We start from the raw sequence: 23,324 nt of genomic DNA on the forward strand, positions 1-23,324 counted from the left end.
GTCACACTTCCCCGGCTGAACGCATCAACGTCTTCAGCCGTTTCTTCGCTTCATGGATGTGCCAGGAAACCGTCGTCTCCGAGATTGCCATCGCCTCGGCGGCGGCCGCGTGGCTCAAACCTTCGCCATAGACCAGAAGTACTGCATCGCGCTGCTTGTCCGGCAATTGCCGCACCGCTGCCCAGAGCGCCTCAGTCGGATCTTCGGGCTCGGCCGAGGCCTCTCCCGAAATCATGCTGTAGGCGCCGAAAGCCTCGGTCTTGACGTTTTCGCGCGTGGTCTTGCGCATCATGTCGCGCGCCGCGTTCAGCGTCACGGAATAGAGCCATGTCGTGAACGCGCCGCCGCCGCGATAGTCGCGGATCGCCTTGCCGAGACGGACACAGACCTCCTGGGCGATGTCTTCGGCATCGGCCTTCTTTCCGCACCAGCGATAGGCGGCGCGATAGACGAAGTCGTAGTGCCGCTCCAGCAATTTGCCGAAGGCACCCCTGTCTCCGCCCTTCGCCCGCCCGATCAATTCGGCGTCGGAGGCTTCGCTTTCATCCAGCATCATCGCCATCATTTGCCTGTTGGACGAAGGCTAATGGCCAATCCTTGGGGTTATGGAAAGATTTTTTTCCGAGGCGACGGATGCACGCGCAACAGGTGCGCTGAGATTCAGGTGAGGCCGAGCCGAAAACGATGGATTTCGAGAACCGGAGTGGAGCGTACTTTTGGTACGCGAGCACCGGAAGCACTGAAAGCCGTCGTTTGCAGGCCGGCCTCACCTGAATATCAGCACACCTGGCCCGAGGCCCAGCCGGACGACCAAGCCCACTGAAAATTATAGCCGCCCAGCCAGCCCGTGACATCGACGACTTCGCCGATGAAAAACAGCCCCGGCACGGATTTCGCCTGCATCGTCTTCTGATCGAGCCCGTTGGTATCGACACCGCCAAGCGTCACTTCCGCCGTGCGGTAACCCTCGGAGCCGGCCGGCTTGATGCGCCAGTCGTTGACGGCGGCTTCGACGGTTTTCATTTGCAGGTCTGTCAAATCAGCGAGATTGCCATCGATCCCACTGCGCTCGGCGACTGCTTGCGCAAGGCGCTTCGGCAAATGGTTTGCAAGCACCGTCTGCACCGCTTGCCTGCCGTTGACGCGCCGGGCGGCGCGAAGCAGTTCCGCCACATCCCTCCCCGGCAGCATGGCGATGCGGATCTCGTCGCCCTCGCGCCAATAGGACGATATTTGCAGGATGGAAGGCCCGCTCAAGCCGCGATGCGTAAACAGCATCGCTTCTGAAAACCGCGTCTTGCCGCAGGCGACTTCGGCATCGACGGCATTGCCGGCCAAAGGCGCCAGCCGCTCCAGCGTTCTTGCGTCGAAGGTAAGCGGCACCAGCGCCGGCCGTGTTTCCACCACCGCAAGGCCGAATTGCGCCGCAAGCTCGTAGCCGAAACCGGACGCGCCCATTTTGGGGATCGACTTGCCCCCGCAAGCCACGACTAACGAGCTGCAAGCGACGCTGCCAGCGGAGAGCGTCAGCACAAACCCGTCCGCGGTCTTGCTGACGTTCCTCACCTCGGTCGACAACGCCAGTTCCACACCCCAATCCTGCATGTCGGAAACCAGCATGTCGATGATCAGCCGCGCCGAGCCGTCGCAAAACAGCTGTCCCAGCGTCTTCTCGTGATAGGCGATGCCGTGGCGTTCGACGAACTCGATGAAATCGCGCTGCGTGTAGCGGCTGAGCGCCGAGATGCAGAAATGCGGATTGCCCGAGATGAAATTCTTCGGGCTCGCATGGATGTTGGTGAAATTGCAGCGGCCACCGCCGGAGATGCGGATCTTCTCGCCGGGCTTTGCCGCGTGATCGAGCACCAGGACCGAGCGGCCGCGCTTGCCCGCCTCGATGGCGCACATCATTCCGGCCGCACCGGCGCCGATCACCACGACATCATAGGATTGCATCAGGCTGTTCGTTCCCGCTCGACCGGCGCTGTTTTAACAGGCCGCGCCAATCGTGCAGTCTCTACCCGTTCGTTGCGACTTCAGGCAACGCCTCGTTAGATCAGCGTCTCGGCGAACAGCGTCGTCAGTCGCTTCCAATGACGTTCGGCGCCGGCCGCGTTGAAGACGCTGTGGTCCGACACGCACCAGCCATGCGCCATGCCGGCATAGTTTTCGATGGCGTGGTCGACCTCCGCCACGCGCAGCGCCTCGACCAGCCGCGCCGACTGCTCCGGCGGAAAGCTGCGGTCGACGCCCGATGTCCCGACATAGACGCGCGCCTTGATCATTGCGGCCTTGCGGTGCGGGCTGTCGGCGGCATCGCTGGCCAGATTGCCGCCATGGAAGCTCGCCGCCGCCACGATGCGATCGGGATAGGTTGCAGCCGCATTCAAGGCCCGCGCCCCCGCCCATGCAGTAACCGACGACACCGACCGGTCCGGTGACACCTTCAGCGGTAAGCGTGTCGAGGAACGCCCTGCTGTCGCGGATGGTCATGTCCTGTGTCGTGCCGTGGACCAACGCCGTCAGCGCGACCTTGGTCTCCTCGACGACGAAAGCGGTCTTGGGCTCGAACGGCCCGTAGGGTGCTTTGCGATAGAAAAGATCCGGCACCAGCACGGCATAGCCCTCGCCTGCCAGCCGTTCCGCCATTGCGTCGAGCGCCGGTCGCGGACCGAAAGCGTCCATATAGAGAATGATGCCGGCCCTGGACGAGGAAGCGGTCGCCGAGCGGAACAGCCCGGCTTTCGCCACGCCGTCCCCGGTCTTGATCTCAATGTCCTGCTTCGCCATGGCCCGCTCCGTTAAATGTCGTGCGATACATATAAGCAGGCACCGTCAGGGCAAGCCGTTCCCTGACAATCCCGTTCAACACTTTGTGCGGGCTTTCGACCCGGCTACAGGCCGGCAAACGCCGTCATGTGAAAGGCCTGAACCTCAGGCGGATAGCGATGGGCCGTGCCATACGGACAGGCGTTGCGGTCGAGGCAGCCGCCGCCGCGGCATGGTTCGCCCTTCGATCCGCGCACATGCGCCAGACAAGCCTGATGAGCGAAACCATCCGCGGAATAGGCGTCAACCGGACAGGATTTCAGGCAAGGTTTTGCGACACAGGCGTCGCAAAGGTGAATCGCTTCGCGACGTTCAGGAAGCGCGATCTCATCCTCGAACAGCAACGCGCCGCGATAGGCATGCCAGAGCCCGTACTGCGGATGCATCAGGATGCCCAGCGGCGACGGTCTCAGCCCCTCCGCTCGCATCGCCCATTGCTGGAACGGCAGATAAGGTCTGTCCGAAGGCGAAACGGCGCGCGCGCCGAATTTCTCCGCCACCGCACCGATCACTGCGCGCGACCATGTGTCGAGCGGATTAGCAATGGTTTGCGGTTGCCGGTCGCGCCAGCGCAGGAAATGCGGCCAGGGTGCCGCTCCCGCCTGCCCCACCAACAGCACGGATTTGGCGGGGGCAACTGAAGGGCCATGCGGCGGCGTTTCGCTTGTTGCGAAATTGAAGCCGCCGCGCAGGATGAGGCCGTCGGCGGAAAGCGCGGCCGCTATCTCGTCAGCCCGGCGCCGCGCAATCATCCCTTCTTGTCCGGGTCGGAGAAAGCGCTCCGCCAGACTTCCTTGTGGATGATGTTGGCGACTTTAGCCCCGCCTGACTCGGGCTCCTTTCAGGTGAAGGCGTCAGCCATCGACGCCTTCTTCGTCGCTATGTAGTCCTTCAGGCCGTCGTCGATGCCCGGATCGAGATAAGGCGCCTCGTAGGTCTCCAGCCAGCGGCGGGCGAGTTCGTTGGCGCGCTGCGGCGCTGTCTTCTCGCCCTCGGCCAGCCACTGCTCGTAGGAATTGTTGTCGGCGATGCTGGAGCGGTAGAAGGCGGTCTGGAAATTGGCCTGGGTGTGGTCGCAGCCGAGATAGTGGCTGCCCGGGCCGACCTGGCGGATGGCGTCCATCGCCTGGCCGTTTTCCGAGAGGTCGACGCCTTCGGAAAACTTTTGCGTCATGCCGAGCTGATCGATGTCCATCATGAATTTTTCGTAGCAGGACGCCAGTCCGCCTTCGAGCCAGCCGGCCGAATGCAGGACGAAATTGGTGCCGGCAAGAATGGTCGAGTTGAGCGTGTTGGCGCTCTCGTAGGCGGCCTGCGCATCCGGAACCTTGGAGGCGCAGAGCGAGCCGCCGGTGCGGAACGGCAGACCGAGCCGGCGGGCAAGCTGTGCGGCGCCGTAGGAAACCAGCGACGGCTCCGGTGTGCCGAAGGTCGGCGCACCAGACTGCATGGAGATCGACGAGGCGAAGGTGCCGAACAGCACCGGCGCGCCGGGACGGATCAACTGCGTGAAAGAGGCGCCGGCCAGCACCTCTGCCAGAACCTGCGTCAGCGTGCCGGCCACCGTGACCGGGCTCATCGCGCCGGCAAGGATGAACGGCGTGACGATGCAAGCCTGGTTGTGACGCGAATAAACCTTCAGCGCGCCCAGCATGGTTTCGTCGAACACCATCGGCGAATTGGCGTTGATCAGGCTGGTCAGCACGGTGTTGTTTTCGACGAAATCGTCGCCGAACACGATCTTGGCCATGGCGACGGTGTCTTCGGCCCGCTCTGGCGCCGTCACCGAACCCATGAACGGTTTGTCCGAATATTTGATGTGGCTGTAGATCATGTCGAGATGGCGTTTGTTGACCGGCACGTCGACCGGCTCGCAAACCGTGCCGCCCGAATGGTGAATCGACGGCGCCATATAGGCGAGCTTCACGAAATTCCGGAAATCCTCGATCGTCGCGTAGCGCCTGACACCGTCGAGATCGCGCACGAAGGGCGGACCATAGACCGGCGCGAAGACCGTGGCGTTGCCGCCGATCTGCACCGAACGTTCGGCGTTGCGCGCATGCTGGGTGTAGATGGGCGGCGCGGTCTTCAGCAGCGAGCGGCAGAGGCCCTTGGGAAAATGCACGCGCTCGCCCTTGACGTCGGCGCCCGCCTCTTTCCAAAGCTGCAGCGCCTCGGCGTCGTCGCGAAAGATGATGCCGATCTCTTCCAGCACCGTATCGGTGTTGTTTTCGATAATCGCCAGGCCTTCCTCGTTGAGGACCTCATAGATGTTGATCTTGCGCTTGATATAGGTGAGCTGGGTGCCCGGTCCGCCGCCCGAGCGCGCCGCCCGCCTTGCAGCCGCGCCGCCGCTGGCAGCACGTCCACGTCGCGCATTGGACGCTTCCTGGTCGACTGACGCGTTTTCACTCATGATCGTTTTTCCCTAAAAACCGTTTGCGGCCGCGTATGGCGGCTTCTCGCCCGGATCGTAGCCATGCACCCTATTCGAAACGGCCCGCCAGCGCCAACGCCTGTCGCAAAATCGACAAGAATTCCAATAGATTTGCGGTCGCTTTCCTTTTGCGGGAAGTCGCAAATCAGCTATGGATACCTGCCCCCGCCGGGTTAGGTATTGACGCGATTATTTTAAGCCGCCGTGGTCGCATCCCGTGCGGCAAGGAGCCCGAGAAAAATGGCCGACGACGAGATCATCCTCTCCGAGCTTTCCGACGACGAGTTGGTGCAGCAGATGCACGACGATCTCTATGACGGGCTGAAGGAAGAGATCGAGGAAGGCACCAACATCCTGCTCGAGCGCGGCTGGGTGCCCTACAAGGTGCTGACCGAAGCTCTGGTCGAAGGCATGCGCATCGTCGGCGAGGACTTTCGCGACGGCATCCTGTTCGTTCCCGAGGTGCTGCTGTCGGCCAACGCCATGAAGGCCGGCATGTTCATCCTGCGCCCGCTGCTGGCCGCCACCGGCGCGCCGAAGCAGGGCAAGATGGTGATCGGCACCGTCAAGGGCGACATCCACGACATCGGCAAGAACCTCGTCGGCATGATGATGGAAGGCGCCGGCTTCGACGTCATCGATCTCGGCATCAACAATGCGGTGGAAAAATACCTCGACGCCATCGAGCAGCACCAGCCCGACATTATCGGCATGTCGGCGCTTTTGACCACGACCATGCCCTACATGAAGGTCGTCATCGACACGATGAAGGAAAAGGGCATCCGCGACGACTATGTCGTCCTGGTCGGCGGCGCGCCGCTCAACGAGGAATTCGGCAAGGCCGTCGGCGCCGATGCCTATTGCCGCGACGCGGCTGTGGCGGTCGAGACCGCGAAGGACTTCATGAAGCGCAAGCATAATATGCGCGCTTCAGCCTGATCTCTTCCGTAAGGCGTCTGGCCCACAATCGAAAGCCGCGCCTTGCAGCGCGGCTTTTTTGTTCCCAGCTATTGGAACGGATGGCTGCGTCAGGGTTTGGTGACGGTGTCGTCGACGGCTTTGGCAGTCGATTTGATATCCCGGCCGACACCACGGACGGTGTTGGCACAGGCCGTAAGCGCCAGGACGCAGGCAAGGATTGCAATCGGCGCAACGCGTAACAGTTTCATGGACGGTTTATCCCTCTCTCGATAGATTCGCCCCACAGCAACGAAGGCCGCTTCGACCGGGTTCCATGGCCAGAATGCAAAAAACGAAACCGAACCAAGACGACAGGCTGCTGGTCATCGCCTGTGGAATGATTGCGCGCGAAGTTTTGGCCGTCAAGGAGCAGCTCAAGCTCGACCATCTCGACCTGACCTGCCTGCCGGCGGAGTTCCATTTCTACCCCGACCGCATCGCACCGGCGATGGACAAGGCGATCGAAAAGGCCAAGGCGGAAGGCTATAGCAACATCTTCGTCGGCTATGCCGATTGCGGTACCGGCGGCATGCTCGACCGGGTCCTGGAGAAGCACGGCGTCGAGCGCATGGCCGGGCCGCACTGCTTTGCCTTCTACCAGGGCATGGACGCCTATGCGAAGGTCGCCGACGACGACATGATGTCGTTCTACATGACCGATTTCCTGTGCCGCCAGTTCGACGCCTTCTTCATGAAGCCGCTCGGCCTCGACAAGCACCCGGAGCTGATCAAGGACTATTTCGGCAACTACCAGAAGCTGATCTACATCGCCCAGACCGACGATCCGGAACTCGACAAAGTCGCCGAGAAGGCCGCGAAGATGCTTGGCCTCGCCTATGAGCGCCGCTCGACGGGCTATGGCGACCTGACGGCCGGGCTGGCGCAGGCCGCCGCCCACGCCTGAAGCGGTTCTTGAGCCGGGACGCTGTCGAGAACAGATGACAGGCCGCCGCGGATGGTTAAGTTGTGAGCAACAAGCAAACAGGCTGATTCAGCCATCCGAACACGGAACGTCCCGATGACCCCTCGCGTCCTGCTCTCCGCCCTTGGCCTCCTCTGCCTCGTCTTGCCCGCTCGCGCCGACGGCGAGGTGCAGAAGATCATCACGCCTGCCGACAAGGTGCGGCTCCACAAATATGGCGAGACCCGCAAGGCGGCGCTGGCCGAGGCAAAAGCGGGAGACCCGGCTGAGGTCAGCCAACTCGACGCGCTGCTGGCAAAGCCGATAGTGGCCTTTTCCGACAAGGACCTGAGCGGCAACTGGCAATGCCGAACCATCAAGGTGGGCCTGACCGGCCCGCTGGTCATCTATGGCTGGTTCAAGTGCAAGGTCACGGACGATGGCTCCGGCTGGCAGCTGGAAAAGGTCAGCGGCTCGCAACGCACTAAGGGCCGTTTCTTCGACGATAGCGAAAAACGCGCGATCTATCTCGGCTCCGGTTATGTCAATGACAACAAGCCAAAACCCTATGGCAGCGGCCCGGAAAGCGACCAGGTCGGCTATGCCTTCCGCACCAGCGCCAATGAATGGCGCATCGAATTCCCGGCGCCCTACTACGAATCGAAACTCGACATCATCGAGTTCAAGCGCTGATCCGTTGGTCTCTCGCTGGCCGGGCGGTCATCAAGATTTAACCTCGCCCGGCACAGAATTGAGCCGGGCAGCGCACGGCAAATGGTTGCGCGCCGGCAAGAAAGCGCGCCATGGCATCAGCGGTTGAAAAAAGTGCTGCGATCGTCATCGTCACCGAAGGCGGGCCGCACATCTGGGCCATCGTCAACGCCATCGCCGACCAGCTCGACCCTGTCAGCGTCATCCTCGAAAGCCCTGAATCCAAAAAACAATTGCTGCTCGGCCGGGCGCGCCGCCAGGGCTGGTTTTCGGCCATCGGTCAACTCGGCACGATGGTGTTGACGAGGCTCGGCAAGCGCTTCTTCGCTGGCCACGCAGAGCGGCTCATCGCCGATCAGAAGCTTGAGACCGAGCCGAAGCCGGGACAAAAGATCATCCACGTCTCCTCCGCCAACGCAGCCGATTGCCTGCAGGCGATCGCCGACATCCGCCCGGGCGTGGTGCTGCTCGCCGGCTGCCGGCTCTTGTCCCGGCAGACGCTGGCGCAAATGCCCTGCCCGGTGCTCAACTACCACGCCGGCATCGCGCCGAAATACCGCGGCATGAATGGCGGCTACTGGGCGCTGGCCTGCGGCGATCTCCAGAATTTCGGCACCACCGTGCATCTGGTCGACGCCGGCGGCGACACCGGCGGCGTGTTGAAACAGGCGCGCGGCAAGCCGGAGCCCGGCGACACTATTTCGAGCTATGCGTTGCGCCAGGCGGCGTTCTCGCGTGACATCTGCGTCGAGGCGGTCCGCGGGGCCTTGGACGGCAAGCTTGTCACGATCGACCCCGGCCTGCCGTCGAAACAATGGTACCACCCGACGATCTGGTTCCATCTCTGGACCGGTGTGCGCCGGGGTGTGTGGTAAGGCACTGTCAATCTGACGGCTTGTACGCTATTGTCATACAGAAAGCGAGTTTGCCGATGTCAAATATGGCCCCCCTCAGTGTCCGCGTCACCTCTGATGAACGTGACATTCTTGAAGCCGCCGCCAGTCAGGCAAACACCAATCTCAGCGACTTTATCAGGCGCAAGGCGGTCGAAGCCGCCGAAATGGAGGTACTGGACGGACGTATCGTGACGATTCCGGCCGCCGATTGGGAAAAGTTCGAGGCGTGGGCGAAGTCTCCCGCGAAAACCCGTCCTGGGCTGCGGAGGCTCGCTGCCTCACGACCTGTATGGCAGGACTAACGCCTCCCCGGCCTCTTGCGGCGGATGACGACAGAGAGGCCTTCGATTGCGGTCGCGAGTCGCTCAACAACTGGCTTCGCCGCCATGCCTGGCGCAATCAACAGGATGGGACCTCGCGCACCAGCATCATTTGTGATCTCGCGACCGGGGCTATCGCCGCCTATGTCACCTTAAGCACGGGTCAAATCGAGCGCGCCCATCTGCCAAAATCGGCGCAACGCAACCGCCCCGATCCCATTCCAGTTATCTTGCTCGGCCAGCTTGCCGTGGACCGGCGGTATCAAGGTCATGGCTGTGGACGTTCGCTTCTCCTTTTCGCCTTGAGAACAGCGGTGCGGTTCTCAAGGGAAATAGGCTGCTTCGGTGTCCTGACGCATCCGCTCGATGATGATGTAAGAGGCTTCTATCTCGCCTTCGACTTTGAAGATCTCCCATTCGACCCAAAACGCAGCATGATTGTTCGGATCGCGGATTTGAAACAAAACGGCTTCGAGGACGAATGACGACGCTGTTGGAAAAGCGGCGATGTTCACCCTGCCAGGCGGTTTGTACGCACCCTCTTACCCTCGCCTCAGGCCATCTCAGCCCGTAACAAAGTCAAAGATTCTTGCCTTTCTTTTTGCGACGTCCAATAGCGTCGCTTTTGAATGCGCGCGCGTCGTCCCATAACAAGCAGCCCCACTGCGCATCCGGCAATGCTCGCACCTGCTGGACAAAGTGGTGGAGCGTCGTTTCCCTCATGGACGCACGGCGCTCTACAGGGAGTGAGAGAATTCATGGCCGATCTGATCGTCGTCTATTGGCGCGACATCCCCGCCCAGGTCATCGTCAAGAAGGGCCGGCAGAACGCCAAGCGCGAACTGCCGCTGCGCTTCACCGAGGCGATCGATATGTGCGCCATGCGCACCGGCGCCGGCGGCACCGACGATTACCTCGCCGAATGGCGCAAGGCCGATCCGATCCCGGTCGGCGACGACCTCGAAGCCGAGGTCGAGAAGGCATTCAGCGACATCGACGCGAAATACGACCGCGAGCGGCTGGTCGCTCTGGTCAAGGCGGGCGGGAAAGAAAATGTCTGACACGACTCCCGGCAAAGGGGGCCCGGCGGTGACCCAGGCCACGCAGGTCAAGAAGGCAGCGCCGAAATCCGACTACAAGCCGGCCGACGTATCGCCGCAGCGGCGCGTGCAGCGCTCGTTTGCGATCAGGCTGTGGTCGATCCGCCATTCGCGATTGCTCGAATGGTTCTACTCCAGATTCGCAGACATGTTCCTGCTGCTCCATCCGCTGTGGAAAGGCCTTGGCTACGGCCGCGTCGAAGCGCCGATCAAGTTCGTTGAAAAACGCGTAAAAGGCTTCATGTTCGACTGCCGCATGTGCGGCCAGTGCATCCTGTCCTCGACCGGCATGTCGTGCCCGATGAACTGCCCCAAGCAGCTGCGCAACGGCCCTTGCGGCGGTGTGCGCGCCAACGGCAATTGCGAGGTCGAGCCCGACATGCCTTGCGTATGGGTTAAGGCCTGGGAAGGCTCGCGGAACATGGAGCATGGCGACAGGATCCTGACCGTGCAGAAGCCGGTCGACCAGTCGCTGCGCGAAACCTCGGCCTGGCTGCGGGTGACGGCCCAGTCGGCAGCGGCCCGTGAAGCAGCGGCCAAAGCCAACACTGGAGCGGCCGCGTGATCGGCCGCCAGCGCGATGAAAACCCGGCCGGCATCCATCTGCCGCTCGATCCGCTGCCCGGCCACTCCTCGCGTGGCCGGCTGGAGCGTGTGCTGCGGCGCGGCGAATTCGCGGTCACCACCGAGCTCAACCCGCCCGACAGCGCCGATCCCGAAGACGTCTATAACCGCGCGAAAATCTTCGACGGCTGGGTCGACGCCATCAATGCCGTCGATGCCTCCGGCGCCAACTGCCACATGTCGTCGGTCGGCATCTGCGCGCTTTTGACCCGCATGGGTTACGCGCCGATCATGCAGATCGCCTGCCGCGACAGGAACCGCATCGCGATCCAGGGCGACGTGCTGGGCGGTGCCGCCATGGGCGTCGCCAACATGCTGTGCCTCACCGGCGACGGCGTCCAGGCCGGCGACCAGCCCGGCGCCAAGCCTGTCTTCGACCTCGATTCCATGTCGTTGCTCGAAACCTGCCGCATCATGCGCGACAACGGCAAGTTCCTGTCCGGCCGCAAGTTGACGACGCCGCCGCAAATTTTCCTCGGCGCCGCCGTCAACCCCTTCGCGCCACCCTTCGATTTCCGCCCGATCCATCTCGGCAAGAAGATCGCCGCCGGCGCGCAGTTCGTGCAGACGCAATACTGCTTCGACGTGCCGATGTTCAGAACCTTCATGCAGAGGGCGCGGGACTTGGGGCATACGGAAAAAGTTTTCATCCTGTGCGGCGTCGGCCCGCTGGCTTCGGCCAAGACGGCCAAATGGATCCGCTCCAACGTGCCGGGCATTCATATTCCCGACGCCATCATCAAGCGGCTGGAAGGTGCGCAGGACCAGAAGAAGGAAGGCAAGCAGCTCTGCACCGACATCATCAACGAGGTGAAGGAAATTCCTGGTGTCTCCGGCATCCATGTGATGGCCTACCGCCAGGAGGAATATGTCGCCGAGATCGTCGATGAATCGGGTGTGCTGAAAGGCCGCCAGCCATGGAAACGTGAGATCCGCCACGACGATCAGATGGTCGCCGACCGGCTCGAGAGCATACTGCACGACGACATTACCGAAACGCAGGTGGATATGGTGAAGACCGCGCACTGACAGCGCGGACGGCCAGCCATTCGCTTGAATGAAACCAGACAACGATATAAAGAAATCTTTATATCAGGCGGAGAGACTTCATGACCCGGACCATCGTCGCCTCGGCGACACGAGAGATCATCATCGGCTTCGACCAGCCTTTCTGCGTCATCGGCGAGCGCATCAACCCGACCGGCCGCAAGAAGCTGGCCGCCGAGATGATCGCCGGCAATTTCGAGACAGTCATCAAGGATGCGCTGGAACAGGCCGCCTGCGGCGCCACCATGCTCGACGTCAATGCCGGCGTCACCTCCGTTAATCCGAACGAAACCGAACCCGGCCTGCTCGTGCAGACGCTGGAGATCGTCCAGGGCCTTGTCGACCTGCCGTTGTCGATCGACTCGTCGGTGACCGCCGCCATCGAGGCAGCGCTCAAGGTCGCCAAGGGCCGGCCGCTGGTCAACTCCGTGACCGGCGAAGAGGAAAAGCTCGAAGCCATCCTGCCGCTGGTCAAGAAGTACAACGTTCCGGTCGTCGCCATCTCCAACGACGAGACCGGCATTTCGATGGATCCGGATGTGCGCTTCGCCGTCGCCAAGAAGATCGTGCAGCGCTGCGCCGATTTCGGCATTCCGGCGCATGACGTCGTCGTTGACCCGCTGGTGATGCCGATCGGCGCGCTCGGCGATGCCGGCCGCCAGGTCTTCGCGTTGCTGCGCCGTCTGCGCGAAGAGCTCAAGGTCAACACCACTTGCGGCCTGTCCAACATTTCGTTCGGCCTGCCGCACCGCCACGGCATCAACGCCGCCTTCATCCCGATGGTGATCGGCGCCGGCATGACTAGCGCTATCATGAACCCGGTTCGCCCGCAGGAAATGGAAGCCGTGCGCGGCGCCAATGTGCTCAACGGCACCGACGAGAACTGCACCAACTGGATCCGCACCTACAAGGATTACAAACCGGCCGAAGGCGGCCAGGCGGTCGCAGCGCCCACCGCCGTTAACGCTCCGGGCGAAGGCGGCGGCAATGGCGGTCGCCGGCGCGGCGGCCGTGAAGCCCGCATGGCCAGGGGATAAGCGCGCAATCGTGAACTCGCCTGCAAACATTACTGATCCGCTCGTGCTGTTCATGCCGTCAGGCAAGCGCGGGCGGTTTCCCGTCGGCACACCGGTGCTCGATGCCGCGCGTCAGCTCGGCGTCTATGTCGAGAGCGTCTGCGGTGGCCGCGCCACCTGCGGTCGCTGCCAGATCGAAGTGCAGGAAGGCAATTTCGCCAAGCACAAGATCGTCTCGTCCAACGACCACATCTCGCCCAAGGGCGCCAAGGAAGAGCGCTATGAGCGCGTCCGCGGCCTGCCCGAGCGGCGGCGCCTGTCCTGCTCGGCGCAGATTCTCGGCGACCTCGTCATCGACGTGCCGCAGGACACGGTCATCAACGCCCAGACCATCCGCAAGGATGCCGACACGCGCGTCATCGCCCGCGATTCGGCGATCCGCATGTGCTATGTCGAGATCGAAGAGCCCGACATGCACAAGCCGCTGGGCGATCTCGACCGCCTCAAGATCGCCTTGATGAAGGATTGGGGCTTTAAAAACCTCGAATTCGACTTCTACCTGATGCCGCAGGTGCAAGGCATACTGCGCAAGGGTAACTGGACCGCGACCGCGGCCATCCACAAGGATGCCGAAAGCGACATCGCCCGCGTCATAGCACTCTGGCCCGGCCTCAAGAACGAGGCCTATGGACTGGCCTGCGACATCGGCTCGACCACCATCGCCATGCATCTGGTGTCGTTGCTGTCGGGCCGCGTCGCCGCTTCGTCAGGCACCTCCAACCCGCAGATCCGCTTCGGCGAGGATCTGATGAGCCGCGTCTCCTATGTGATGATGAACCCGGACGGCCGCGAAGGCATGACGGTCGCCGTGCGCGAGGCGATCTCGGGCCTGGTCGACAAGGTCTGCGCGGAAGGCAATGTCCAGCGCAACGACATCCTGGATTCCGTCTTTGTCGGCAATCCGATCATGCACCATCTGTTCCTCGGCATCGATCCGACCGAACTCGGCGGCGCGCCCTTCGCACTCGCCGTCTCGGGCGCGGTGCGCATCAAGGCCGCCGATATCGGCCTGAAGCTCAACCAGGGCGCCCGCCTCTATATGCTGCCTTGCATTGCCGGCCATGTCGGCGCCGACGCCGCAGCCGTGACGCTGTCGGAAGGCCCGCATCGTCAGGACGAGATGATGCTGATCGTCGACGTCGGCACCAATGCCGAGATCGTGCTTGGCAACCGCAAGCGGGTGGTCGCAGCCTCCTCGCCCACCGGTCCCGCCTTCGAGGGCGCCGAAATCTCCGGCGGCCAACGCGCCGCCCCCGGCGCAATCGAGCGCGTGCGCATCGACCCCGATACGCTCGAGCCGAAATACCGCGTCATCGGCTCTGAACTCTGGTCCGACGATCCCGGCTTCCTCGATAGCGTGCAGGCGACCGGCGTCACCGGCATCTGCGGCTCCGGCATCATTGAGATCGTGGCCGAAATGTACCTCGCCGGCATCATCTCCGAGGATGGCGTCATCGACGGGTCGCTGGCCGAGCGGTCGCCGCGCGTCACGGTCAACGGCCGCACCTTCTCTTATGTCTTGAAGGAAGGCGAACCCAAGATCACCATCACGCAGACCGACGTGCGCGCCATCCAGCTTGCCAAGGCGGCGCTCTATGCCGGCACCAAGCTTCTGATGGAAAAGCAGAACACCGAACACGTCGACCGCATCCATTTCGCCGGCGCCTTCGGCTCGTTCATCGATCCGAAATACGCCATGGTGCTTGGGCTGATCCCGGACTGCGACCTCGACAAGGTATCGGCCGTCGGTAACGCCGCCGGTGCCGGCGCGCGGATGGCGCTGCTCAACCGCGGCTATCGCCGCGAGATCGAGGACACGGTCAGCCACATCGAGAAGATCGAGACCGCATTGGAGCCGAAATTCCAGGAGCATTTCGTCTACGCCATGGCGCTTCCCAACAAGGTCGATCCGTTCCCGAAACTGTCGGCGGCGGTGAAATTGCCGCCACGCAAGACCGTCAGCGAGGATGGCGTCGCCGGCGACGCCGCCCCGCGACGGCGTTCGCGCGAAGGCCATGCCGCCAGGCGCAGCCGGGAATAAGCCGTCTTACGAAGGCCGCCAATTCGCCCAATTTCATTTGTATGCAAATGTTTCCAGATCGCACCGATCTGGAAACCGAAACGCTGTTTTGGCGCAATACGTCCGATACAGACGTGAAGCATTTAACGGACATCGAATGGCGGACCGGGCTATTCCGCCGCCACAACGCTCCAAAGGAGAATAGAGATGTTCGAGACCCTCGGCCGTTTTCGTGCGGTCATGAAGAATGCACAGGCCGTGCGCGCCATGAACAACCTGCCACCCGAAATCCAGAAGGACATCGGCTGGCCCGTGTCGCCGCGCATCGACGCCCAGACCAACCTGTCGCGTCTGATCCTGGGCTCGGGCCGCTGATGACCTTCGCCGACAAGTGCAAATTGCTGACCAAGCGCCGGGGCCGCCGCATGGTCCCGGCTGCGACCGACATCAAGCTGCGCGCCGCGCTGCTGCCCCGGCGCTGATCCGCGCTGCGCAGAACCGCGGACGTGGCTGATCAAACAACCGTGTTGGCTTGGGCCAGAATCTTGAGATTTCGGCTGGAGGTACGATCTTCGAGACAGTGGGGGAATTCTCTTAGTCGGCTGCGGCCGAGCTTGTGTACGCGAATGCCCAGTTTCAAAAGCCACCTCGTTTCCTTCATCCTCCGGCACAGCCGCAAGAAGGCATTTGCCAGCCCGGAAAACCTGCAGCGCTGGATCGCCTATGCCCGCAAGACCGAGGATCATCATCCCCCGGCATTGCTGCGGGAGCGGCTCGATATCACCGAGCGCAGCGTCGATGGCTTCCCTGTCTATGAAATCGCGCCGAAGGCCGGCGAACGCAGGCGCATTCTCTACATGCATGGCGGCGCCTATGTCTTCCAGATCACATCCTATCATTGGGGGTTGATCGCCGAGATGGCCGAGCGCTTGGGTTTCGGCATCACCGTGCCGATCTATCCCATCGCGCCGGAGCATGATTTCCACGCCATGTTCGGCATGGTCGGCGACGTCTACCGGCAGATGCTGGATGAGACCGACGCTGAAGACATCGTCTTCATGGGCGATTCCGCGGGCGGCAACATGGCCGTCGTGCTGACCATGATGGCGGCTGAGGAAGGCCTGCCCTTGCCGTCGCGCCACGTGCTGATTTCACCCGGCCTCGACATGTCACTGTCCAACCCCGAAGTGTTCGAGGCGGAACGCAACGATCCGTGGCTCGGCATTTCCGGCGGGCTGGAAGCGATCCGCATGTACAGTGCCGGCATCGATCGCAGCGACTGGCACATCAGCCCGCTCTATGGCGACCTCTCGGTGCTGCCGCAGACCCTGCTTCTGACCGGCTCGCACGACCTGCTCAGCCCCGACAATCTGATCTTCGCCAAAAAGGCGCGCGCTGCCGGCGTCGACGTCCAGGTCGTCTACGAGGAAGGCATGTTCCACGTCTGGCCGCTGATCGAGATGCCGGAGGCGCGTCGCGCCAGGGACAGCATCGTCGCCTTCCTTGAAGGTGAGCCCACCAGGCGGCGCGCAACTGCGCGGCGCACGGCGCGACCCGCTCTCGCGGCGCGCCCCGCCCAAGCAGCGGAATAGCAGAGCAATTCCAGGAAAAGTGTAAAACGGTTTTCCCGGGAAAAGCGTGTAGCGCTTTCCGTTGGGAATTGCGTCAAAACCAGGAGTTAGAGCGGCTCGCCGTTTCCGTGAAACGGTGAACCGCTCTAGAACTTGCCGGTTTCGCGGAAAAGCTCGAACGTCGCACGGATATGGTCGGCGACGGCCTTGACCGGCGCGCTGGCGTCCGGCGACACCACCATCGCCAGATTGTAGGTGCCGATATCGGGCATGCCGTCCTTCGGGCAGAGCTCGACCATGTCGTTGCCCAGGAACGACTTCGGCAACGGTGCAACCGCGAGGTCGGACATGATGGCGGCGCGCTGGCCGGCCGTGTGGGCGCTCATATAGGCGATGCGGTAATTGCGGCCTTCACGGCTTAGCGCATCGAGCGCGCCGGCCCGCCAGGCGCAGCCCTCTTCCCACAGCGACACCGGCAAAGGCTCGCGCAGATGCGCGCTGCCGCCCTTGGCGCCGGCCCAGACGATCGGCTCGGTGAGCAGCACCTCGGCGCCGAGTGCGCTGGTCTTGTAGGAATTGGTCAGCAGCGTGATGTCGAGCGCCCGGTCGTCCATGCGACGGCGCAGATTGCTGCTCTGGTCGATGGTGACGTCGACGGCAATCGACGGATGCGACTGCGCGAAACGCTTCAGCACATGCGGCAACACGCGCTCGCCATAGTCGTCCGGCGAGCCGAGCCGCACCACGCCGACGATCTCGGGGATGATGAACTTCGACACCACCTCGCGGTTGATCGACAACAGCCGGCGGGCATAACCGAGCAGCATCTCGCCATCCGTGGTCAGCGTCACCGAGCGCGCATCCCGCGCGAAAACAGAGCGCCCGAGAATGTCCTCGAGCTTCTTGATCTGCATGGAGACCGCCGACGGCGTGCGGAACACCGCATTGGCCGCCGTGGTGAAACTGCCGGTCTCTGCAATGGCCACGAAGGTGCGCAAAACGTCGAGATCGAGCAGCGGCAGCGGATGATTGAGTGGGGCGTTCATCGGGATCGACCTTCAATTTTTCTGATGTGAAGCATCATTCCATTTCGTTTGATTGAACATCAGATTGGGAGGATAGTCAACTCCATCGAAGGCAGGACGTGCCATGGCTCCAACGCTCCTGACACGGAATTGCACTCGATGCGGAATATCCAGGCGACGGAACGCGTTCATGCGGGACGTGCCACAACCAAAGGAGAATGAAATGTCTATCCTGTCATCCATCGGTCGGCTTGCGACCGAATTGAGCGCGGCCCGCGCCCGCTTCCAGACCGAACGTGCGATCCGCTCGCTACCGATCGAACTGCAGAAGGATATCGGCTGGCCTGAAGCTGCCGACACCAAGACCGGTGCACGCCACGGCGTCGGATCCTGGGCTGGAGCAAAGTAAACCATTGTGTACCTTGTGCTGAAGGCCTGCCGCGCAGACCAGCCCGGCAGGCCTTCTCTATTCGCCCTGCAGGCTTTCTCCAACTTATTTGCACTCAAATGATTTTCAGAGCCGTGTCGCCGCTGCATGGCGCATATGCGTCACTTGCATGGCGCCTCAATGTCGCCGGTAACACACTGTAAGTAATCGTAAATTTTGGGCACCATGCCCAATAATGTCGCAAACGATGTCGCATTTCCATTCAAGCGCTTCGCATTTGCGATTTAGTTTCTGCCCACGCAGGCCTATATCACCGTCAGCAAACGAGCTGCCCCACTCCATCAAGCGAAGGCGACCCGTCTGAGCAACCGATAGGAGATGATGATGAAGCTTTTTGCCCGCCTCTTTGCCCGCCGCGAAATGAACCTGAAGACCGCTCTCGAGCGCCAGCGCCTTGCCAATACCATGCCCGGCCAGACCGGTGCCATGAATGCGGTGCGCCTCGGTTTCGTTGCCTGAGATAACGGCTAGCGCTCAGCGCTTCCCTGCCGCTGCCGATAGTCGATATCAGCGCCGCTTCGGCTTGACCGAAGCGGCGTTTCTCATTTTTGGCACCTATGCCGCCGCCACCATGCCCAATCCGTCGGCAGCCCGTGCCTGTCATCCCGGACGATTGCTCATTTGCGACCCATGTCGCAAATATAGTTTCCGCTTAGCCCCCTAGCCAATTGACAGGAATGGTTTTTCCTGATGTCGCTGTGCTGTTCGCGACATCCTGTTCGCGCCATGGCCGCGTGAGGTTCCCTTGAACGCCGTAAAGCATCCGATCAAGCGATCGTTTGTATTCTTCCTTGTCCCGGACTTCACCATGATCGCCTTTGCGACGGCGCTCGACCCGCTGCGCTCGGCCAACCGCATGCTCGGCTATGAGGCCTATCGCTGGCGCCTCGCCAGCATCGACGGCAAGCCGGTGCGCGCCTCCAACGGCGTCGAATGCGCCGTCAACACCTCGCTCGAGGAAGAGCGCAAGAAAATGGCCGGGCCGGATCGGCCGAACATGGCCATCGTCTGCAGCGGCATGAATGTCGAGCGCTACCAGAATAGGTCGGCCTTCGCCTGGCTGCGCGAGGAATACAACAGAGGCGTCGCCGTCGGCGGCCTGTGCACCGGCGCGCATATCCTTGCCGCCGCCGGCCTGCTCTCCAACAAGCGCTGCGCCATCCATTGGGAAAACCTGCCGGGCTTTTCCGAGGCCTTTCCCAAGGCCAACGTCTTTGCCGACCTCTTCGAGATCGACCAGAACATCTACACCTGCGCCGGCGGCACCGCCGCCCTCGACATGATGCTCAAGCTGATCGGCGACGATTTCGACGACAATCTGGTCAACCGCGTGTGCGAGCAGGTGCTGACCGACCGCGTGCGCAGCCCCACCGACCGCCAGCGCCTGCCGCTGCGCGCCCGCCTCGGCGTGCAGAATTCCAAGGTGCTGACCATCATCGAACTGATGGAAGGCAACCTCTCCGAGCCGCTGTCGCTGATCGAAATCGCCGACCACGTCGACCTGTCGCGCCGCCAGATCGAGCGGCTGTTCCGCACCGAGATGGGCAGGTCCCCTGCCCGCTACTACCTGGAAATCCGCCTCGACCGCGCGCGACACCTTTTGATTCAGTCGTCGATGCCGGTGGTCGAAGTGGCGGTCGCCTGCGGCTTCGTCTCGGCGTCGCATTTCTCCAAATGCTACCGCGAGCTCTATGCCCGCTCGCCGCAGCAGGAGCGCGTCGACCGCAAGCAATTGCTGGCGGCCTGATCCGAAAACGCACTCAGGCTTCGGCGGGCTGCGCCTGTACTGTGCGCATCGCCTCGACGCGGATATCCTCGGTCAGCCGCGCCTTCAGGCCTGAGAACTCCGGGCTGGTCTTCAGCGTGTAGTGGCGTGGATGCGGCAGGTCGATGGCGACATCCGACTTGATGCGGCCTGGCCGCGCGCTCATCACGATCACCCGCGAGGCCATGAAGATCGCCTCCTCGATGTCGTGGGTGACGAACAGCACCGTCTTCTTGCGCCGTTCCCAGATGCCGAGCAGCAGCTCCTGCATCAGCCCACGGGTCTGGTTGTCGAGCGCACCGAACGGCTCGTCCAGCAACAGGATTTCGGGGTCGTTGGCCAGCGCCCGGGCGATCGCCGTGCGCTGCTGCATGCCGCCGGACAGCTGCTTTGGCCAATGGTTCTCGAAGCCCTTGAGCCCGACGAGGTCGACATAGGAAGCGACGATCCCGTCTCGCTCCTTTTCGGCCATGCCGCGTTCGCGCAGGCCGAAGGCGATATTCTGCGCCACCGTCAGCCAGGGAAACAGCGTGTAGGACTGGAACACCATGCCGCGATCCGGTCCCGGCCGCGTCACCGCCTTGCCGTCGAGCAGCACACGGCCTTCGCTCGGCCCTTCCAGTCCGGCAACGATCCTGAGCAGCGTCGACTTTCCGCAGCCGGACGGCCCCAGAATGGTGATGAAGTCGTTGGCGGCGACCGCAAGGTCGACCGGCATCAGCGCCTTGACCGGCTGCCCGCCACGCACGCCGGCGAAGGTTCGCGAGACGCCTTCGATAAGCAACTTGCTCATGCCAGGCTCCAGGGGAAGAGCCAGCGATTGAACGCCTTGAAGGCGAAGTCGGACAACAATCCGATCAGCCCGATGACGATGATGCCGAAGATGATCTGCCCTGTCGCCAGCCGCGATTGGCTGTTGATGATCATGTAGCCGATGCCTGAGGACGAACCGATCAGCTCGGCGACGATGACATAGGTCCAGGCCCAGCCGAGCACCAGCCGCAGCGTCTCGGCAATCTCGGGCGCATTGGCCGGCATGATGACCCGTTTGACGATGCCATTGTTGGTCGAGCCCAGCGTATAGGCCGCCTCGACCAGGTCGCGCCGCGTCGAGCCGACCTTGACCGCGACGATCAGGATGATCTGGAACACCGAGCCGACGAAGATGACCAGCAGCTTTTCCAGCTCGCCAATGCCGGCCCACAGGATGAGCAGCGGAATGAAGGCCGAAGCCGGGAGGTAGCGGGCGAAGGAGACGAACGGTTCCAGAAACGCCTCTATTGGCTTCCAGGCGCCCATGGCGATGCCGATCGGCACGGCGACGATCGACGCCAGCAGGAACCCGCCGAAGACCCGCCAGATGGTGATCAATATGTCGAGCCAGAAGCGATCCTCGACCAGCAGCCGCCAGCCATCCCGCAGCATTGACAGCGGATCGGCGAGGAAGATGCGGTTGACGTGGCCGCCAAGCGTGATCCACGCCCAGAAGGCGACGAACAGCACGAAGAAGGAAATGCCAAGCACGGTTCGAATGCCCGGCGACACCGGATGCAAGGGGCGCATCTTCAGATCGTCCGCATCGTCAGATCGTCCCCATGCTCAGTCGCGTTGCCCGGTAGAAAGCGGCGGCGCGCTGGCACCGCCGCATGATGGTCAAAGGCCGGACTATCAGTTCGCCACCGCGCTGGTATCGGCAAGCGCTGCAACATCTGGCGCTTCCTTGATCAACCCCATCTGCAGCAGAAGCTCGCCGGCGGTCTTGGAAAAGTCCTGGAATTCCTTGGTGAAGAACTGCTTGTTCTCCGCCTTGTCGGCCCATTTCAGGTATTTCGCCGAATCCTCGAATTCTTTCGCAGACTGCTTCACGTCGGCGCCCATGGTCTCGTAGGATCTCTGCGGATCGCTCTTGATCAGGTCGAGCGCTTCGAAATAGCTGTCGGCGAGCGCCTTGGCGGCGTCGGGATTGGCGGTGAGGAATTCAGGTGTGCAGCCGACCGTGTCGAGCACCATTGGATAGTCGAGCGTCGTCGCCAATATATGGCCCTGGTCGGACTTGTCGCGCACCGCCGAGATGAACGGCTCGTAGGTGACCGCCGCATCGTTCTGACCGGCGAGGAAGGCTTGCGCCGCCGCATCCGGTTCCAGATTGACGACCGTCACGTCCTTGGTCGACAGGCCGTTCTTGTTCAGCACCCAGGCCAGCATGAAATAGGGCGACGTGCCCGGCGCCGAGGACGCGACATTCTTGCCCTTGAGGTCGGCGACGGTCTTGATGTCGTTGCGCACCACAATGCCGTCGGCGCCATAGGATTTGTCGAGCTGGAAGATCTGCTTGGTGGTCACCCCTGAGGCGTTCCACACCAGCCAGGTCTCGACCGTGGTGGCGGCGCATTGCAGATCGCCGCTGGCGATGGCGAGCGGCCGGCTGGCCTGCGGCACCTTCTTCAGGGTCACGTCGAGGCCATGCTTCTCGAAGATGCCGGCCTGCTTGGCGAGCGTCAGCGGCGCAAAGCCGGTCCATCCGCTGATGCCGATGGTGACCGATGTGGCAGCCTCGGCCGGCACGGATATTGCAGCCGCAAGCGCCAATGCCGCGGCAGCGACGATGGTCTTGTTCATGTCGGTTCCCCTTGTTTTTTCGGATGTCGAATTGTGTCACAGACGCCCATGGGCTTGTCAATGAAGCCGGCCCTTCACGGCAGCGTGATGATGCGCACGCTAACGCGAATCGAACATCCAGCTGCGGTCGCGCCACATCTTTTCGCCGACCTGGCAGTCGGTCGGCCGGTCCTGCGCCAGCACCACCAGCGGATGCCCGGCCTCCTCGCTCGCCCGTTGCGGCGAAGCGGCGCCGGCCAGCTCCAGCACCAGCTTGCGGCGGATCGCTTCGGGAAACTGCGTCCAGTCATTGACCGGGATCATGAAGGATCCGGGACCGCCGATGACGCAGTCGCTGTAGTAGCGGTCGAGACTGTTGACGTCGTAGGCGCCGCCGAACCCGCCGCGCGTCATCAGCGGCAGGCCGTTGATGATGATGCCTTGCTTGACCACCGCGTCGCGGGTGATGTCGACGGGCCCGCCCTGGTTGTTGGGGCCGTCGCCGGAAATATCGATGACGCGCTTTGTCCCCTGAAAACCGCTTTCGGCGAACAGATCGCTGCCGAATTCCAGCGCGCCGGAAATCGAGGTGCGCCGGGCGCTGGCCGGCGGATGGGCGGAAAGCTGCGCGGCCACCCGCTCAGCATCGGCCCGGCTGGCGATCACCGTCCACGGCACGACGACCTGCTGCGTGGTCGCACCCGCCCATTCGACATAGGTGACGGCGACCTTGCCGTAGGCGCCATCGGCGATAGCCTGCAGCACATTGTCGTGCGTCAGCGCCGCCGCATAGCCGTGACGCTGGATTTCGAGTTCGCCCGGCGACATCGACAGCGACACGTCGACGGCCAGCACCAGCTCGACGTCGACCGGCTCGGCGGCTTGAACCGGCGGCACCAGCCAGAGCCCCAGCGCCAGCGCGGCGCTGCCTGAAAGGAAATGTCGTGCGCAAGAAAAAGCAGACATACCCGAAGGTAAGCGAAAACCGGCTGCTGA

Annotated in this window: 26 protein-coding genes and 1 pseudogene; 16 read left to right on the top strand and 11 right to left on the bottom strand. The window is 62.6% G+C overall.

Translation table 11 applies throughout. From position 1 onward, the window contains the following. Position 1 precedes the first annotated feature (1 nt). From NKJ88_RS25235 to NKJ88_RS25255, 5 genes and pseudogenes are all read right to left on the bottom strand, one after another. Positions 2–562 (bottom strand): RNA polymerase sigma factor, encoded by a 561-nt coding sequence (locus NKJ88_RS25235; RefSeq protein ID WP_023696454.1) that lies wholly within the window; start codon positions 560–562, stop codon positions 2–4. Between the two features lie 215 nt (positions 563–777). Continuing rightward, on the bottom strand, positions 778–1,956 hold the full coding sequence (locus NKJ88_RS25240; RefSeq protein WP_023805464.1) for a BaiN/RdsA family NAD(P)/FAD-dependent oxidoreductase: 1,179 nt from the start codon (positions 1,954–1,956) through the stop codon (positions 778–780). Positions 1,957–2,051: 95 nt separating this feature from the next. Continuing rightward, positions 2,052–2,790: pseudogene (locus NKJ88_RS25245) on the bottom strand (dienelactone hydrolase family protein). Positions 2,791–2,894: 104 nt separating this feature from the next. Beyond that, positions 2,895–3,581 (bottom strand): hypothetical protein, encoded by a 687-nt coding sequence (locus NKJ88_RS25250; RefSeq protein ID WP_023691016.1) that lies wholly within the window; start codon positions 3,579–3,581, stop codon positions 2,895–2,897. 89 nt (positions 3,582–3,670) lie between these two features. Next, positions 3,671–5,245, bottom strand: coding sequence for a trimethylamine methyltransferase family protein (locus tag NKJ88_RS25255; RefSeq protein ID WP_023670403.1), 1,575 nt, complete (start codon positions 5,243–5,245; stop codon positions 3,671–3,673). Positions 5,246–5,506: 261 nt separating this feature from the next. On the opposite strand from NKJ88_RS25255, the gene NKJ88_RS25260 reads away from it, so the two are divergent. Beyond that, positions 5,507–6,205 carry a cobalamin B12-binding domain-containing protein gene (locus NKJ88_RS25260; RefSeq protein ID WP_023670402.1) on the top strand — a complete coding sequence of 233 codons (699 nt, stop codon included), beginning with the start codon at positions 5,507–5,509 and terminating at the stop codon, positions 6,203–6,205. A gap of 89 nt (positions 6,206–6,294) precedes the next feature. On the opposite strand, the gene NKJ88_RS25265 is transcribed toward NKJ88_RS25260, so the two are convergent. Beyond that, positions 6,295–6,435, bottom strand: coding sequence for an entericidin A/B family lipoprotein (locus NKJ88_RS25265; RefSeq protein ID WP_023670401.1), 141 nt, complete (start codon positions 6,433–6,435; stop codon positions 6,295–6,297). A 65-nt stretch (positions 6,436–6,500) separates the two neighbouring features. Here NKJ88_RS25265 and NKJ88_RS25270 point away from each other — a divergent pair, with 65 nt between their 5' ends. From NKJ88_RS25270 to NKJ88_RS25325, 12 genes are all read left to right on the top strand, one after another. Further along, positions 6,501–7,130 (top strand): DUF1638 domain-containing protein, encoded by a 630-nt coding sequence (locus NKJ88_RS25270; RefSeq protein WP_023691015.1) that lies wholly within the window; start codon positions 6,501–6,503, stop codon positions 7,128–7,130. Positions 7,131–7,244: 114 nt separating this feature from the next. Next, on the top strand, positions 7,245–7,820 hold the full coding sequence (locus NKJ88_RS25275) for a DUF4893 domain-containing protein (RefSeq protein WP_023681777.1): 576 nt from the start codon (positions 7,245–7,247) through the stop codon (positions 7,818–7,820). 110 nt (positions 7,821–7,930) lie between these two features. Continuing rightward, positions 7,931–8,713: a formyl transferase gene (locus NKJ88_RS25280; RefSeq protein WP_352445992.1), complete on the top strand. Its 783-nt coding sequence runs from the start codon at positions 7,931–7,933 to the stop codon at positions 8,711–8,713. A 56-nt stretch (positions 8,714–8,769) separates the two neighbouring features. Continuing rightward, on the top strand, positions 8,770–9,036 hold the full coding sequence (locus NKJ88_RS25285) for a type II toxin-antitoxin system TacA family antitoxin (protein WP_023735234.1): 267 nt from the start codon (positions 8,770–8,772) through the stop codon (positions 9,034–9,036). After that, on the top strand, positions 9,024–9,539 hold the full coding sequence (locus NKJ88_RS25290; RefSeq protein WP_081731010.1) for a GNAT family N-acetyltransferase: 516 nt from the start codon (positions 9,024–9,026) through the stop codon (positions 9,537–9,539). Before NKJ88_RS25285 ends, NKJ88_RS25290 begins: the two co-directional genes overlap by 13 nt. A gap of 273 nt (positions 9,540–9,812) precedes the next feature. After that, a complete protein-coding gene (locus NKJ88_RS25295) occupies positions 9,813–10,115 on the top strand; it encodes a virulence factor (RefSeq protein WP_023670397.1) in 303 nt (100 codons plus the stop codon). After that, the gene (locus NKJ88_RS25300) at positions 10,108–10,719 is read left to right on the top strand and encodes a methylenetetrahydrofolate reductase C-terminal domain-containing protein (protein ID WP_023735231.1); all 612 of its coding nucleotides are present in this window, start codon (positions 10,108–10,110) and stop codon (positions 10,717–10,719) included. The genes NKJ88_RS25295 and NKJ88_RS25300 overlap by 8 nt, the downstream gene beginning before the upstream one ends. Continuing rightward, on the top strand, positions 10,716–11,807 hold the full coding sequence (locus NKJ88_RS25305) for a methylenetetrahydrofolate reductase (RefSeq protein ID WP_023681780.1): 1,092 nt from the start codon (positions 10,716–10,718) through the stop codon (positions 11,805–11,807). The genes NKJ88_RS25300 and NKJ88_RS25305 overlap by 4 nt, the downstream gene beginning before the upstream one ends. A gap of 80 nt (positions 11,808–11,887) precedes the next feature. Then, entirely contained in the window at positions 11,888–12,862 is a 975-nt protein-coding gene (locus NKJ88_RS25310; protein WP_023670394.1) for a methyltetrahydrofolate cobalamin methyltransferase, read from the top strand. Continuing rightward, the gene (locus NKJ88_RS25315; RefSeq protein WP_352445995.1) at positions 12,813–14,942 is read left to right on the top strand and encodes an ASKHA domain-containing protein; all 2,130 of its coding nucleotides are present in this window, start codon (positions 12,813–12,815) and stop codon (positions 14,940–14,942) included. The genes NKJ88_RS25310 and NKJ88_RS25315 overlap by 50 nt, the downstream gene beginning before the upstream one ends. 186 nt (positions 14,943–15,128) lie before the next feature. Next, a complete protein-coding gene (locus tag NKJ88_RS25320) occupies positions 15,129–15,296 on the top strand; it encodes a hypothetical protein (RefSeq protein WP_198029700.1) in 168 nt (55 codons plus the stop codon). Between the two features lie 251 nt (positions 15,297–15,547). Then, positions 15,548–16,513, top strand: a complete 966-nt coding sequence (locus NKJ88_RS25325) for an alpha/beta hydrolase (RefSeq protein WP_352445997.1) — start codon at positions 15,548–15,550, stop codon at positions 16,511–16,513. Positions 16,514–16,638: 125 nt separating this feature from the next. Here NKJ88_RS25325 and NKJ88_RS25330 read toward each other — a convergent pair whose 3' ends face one another. After that, on the bottom strand, positions 16,639–17,538 hold the full coding sequence (locus NKJ88_RS25330) for a LysR substrate-binding domain-containing protein (protein WP_023670389.1): 900 nt from the start codon (positions 17,536–17,538) through the stop codon (positions 16,639–16,641). Positions 17,539–17,740: 202 nt separating this feature from the next. On the opposite strand from NKJ88_RS25330, the gene NKJ88_RS25335 reads away from it, so the two are divergent. From NKJ88_RS25335 to NKJ88_RS25345, 3 genes are all read left to right on the top strand, one after another. Further along, positions 17,741–17,926 (top strand): hypothetical protein, encoded by a 186-nt coding sequence (locus NKJ88_RS25335; RefSeq protein ID WP_023681786.1) that lies wholly within the window; start codon positions 17,741–17,743, stop codon positions 17,924–17,926. A gap of 363 nt (positions 17,927–18,289) precedes the next feature. Continuing rightward, positions 18,290–18,424, top strand: coding sequence for a hypothetical protein (locus tag NKJ88_RS25340; RefSeq protein ID WP_352446000.1), 135 nt, complete (start codon positions 18,290–18,292; stop codon positions 18,422–18,424). A 349-nt stretch (positions 18,425–18,773) separates the two neighbouring features. Continuing rightward, positions 18,774–19,712 carry a GlxA family transcriptional regulator gene (locus NKJ88_RS25345; protein WP_348524244.1) on the top strand — a complete coding sequence of 313 codons (939 nt, stop codon included), beginning with the start codon at positions 18,774–18,776 and terminating at the stop codon, positions 19,710–19,712. 13 nt (positions 19,713–19,725) lie between these two features. Here the strand turns inward: NKJ88_RS25345 and NKJ88_RS25350 are convergent, their stop codons facing one another. From NKJ88_RS25350 to NKJ88_RS25365, 4 genes are all read right to left on the bottom strand, one after another. Beyond that, the gene (locus NKJ88_RS25350; RefSeq protein WP_023823080.1) at positions 19,726–20,523 is read right to left on the bottom strand and encodes an ABC transporter ATP-binding protein; all 798 of its coding nucleotides are present in this window, start codon (positions 20,521–20,523) and stop codon (positions 19,726–19,728) included. Next, a complete protein-coding gene (locus NKJ88_RS25355) occupies positions 20,520–21,293 on the bottom strand; it encodes an ABC transporter permease (RefSeq protein ID WP_023670383.1) in 774 nt (257 codons plus the stop codon). Before NKJ88_RS25355 ends, NKJ88_RS25350 begins: the two co-directional genes overlap by 4 nt. Before the next feature lie 105 nt (positions 21,294–21,398). After that, on the bottom strand, positions 21,399–22,349 hold the full coding sequence (locus NKJ88_RS25360; protein WP_023823081.1) for an ABC transporter substrate-binding protein: 951 nt from the start codon (positions 22,347–22,349) through the stop codon (positions 21,399–21,401). Positions 22,350–22,448: 99 nt separating this feature from the next. Next, entirely contained in the window at positions 22,449–23,294 is an 846-nt protein-coding gene (locus NKJ88_RS25365) for a DUF1194 domain-containing protein (RefSeq protein WP_023823082.1), read from the bottom strand. Positions 23,295–23,324: the final 30 nt, after the last annotated feature.

This window comes from Mesorhizobium sp. M0016, from assembly GCF_040324035.1.
Lineage (GTDB): Bacteria > Pseudomonadota > Alphaproteobacteria > Rhizobiales > Rhizobiaceae > Mesorhizobium.